Here is a 669-nt window from a genome sequence, read left to right as displayed (position 1 = left end):
CCCCTCACTCACCCCGGCGTCCGCCGTCGCCCTCACCCTCCGCGCCGTCGGCGGCCTGACCACCCGCCAGATCGCCCGCGCCTACCTGGTGCCCGAGGCCACCATGGCGCAACGCATCAGCCGCGCCAAACGCACCGTCTCCGGCGTGCGGCTCGACCAGCCGGGCGACGTCGGCACCGTGCTCCGCGTCCTCTACCTGGTCTTCAACGAGGGGTACTCGGGCGACATCGACCTGGCCGCCGAGGCCATCCGCCTCACCCGGCAACTCGCCGCCGTCGTCGACCACCCCGAGGCCGCCGGCCTCCTCGCCCTGATGCTCCTCCACCACGCCAGGCGCGCCGCCCGCACCGCCCCCGACGGCAGCCTGGTGCCGCTCGCCGAACAGGACCGCGGCCGCTGGGACACCACGTCGATCGCCGAGGGCGTCGACATCCTCCAGGCCGCCCTCGCCCGCGACCGACTCGGCGAGTACCAGGCCCAGGCCGCCATCGCGGCCCTCCACGCCGACGCGCCCACCGCCGCCGAGACCGACTGGGTGCAGATCGTCGAGTGGTACGACGAACTCGCCCGGCTCACCGACAGCCCGATCGTCCTCCTCAACCGCGCCGTCGCCATCGGCGAGGCCGACGGCCCCCGCGCCGGCCTGGCCGCCCTCGCCCCCCTGGACCC

Annotated in this window: 1 protein-coding gene; it reads left to right on the top strand. The window is 75.8% G+C overall.

From position 1 onward, the window contains the following. Positions 1–669, top strand: a 669-nt coding sequence (locus E1283_RS36785) for a DUF6596 domain-containing protein (protein ID WP_279571328.1), incomplete at both ends; no start/stop codon positions are given.

This window comes from Streptomyces hainanensis, assembly GCF_004348415.1.
Taxonomy (GTDB): domain Bacteria; phylum Actinomycetota; class Actinomycetes; order Streptomycetales; family Streptomycetaceae; genus Streptomyces; species Streptomyces hainanensis.
Note: the sequence above shows the minus strand (reverse complement) of the source record. Positions and strands in the feature narration are given on the sequence as shown.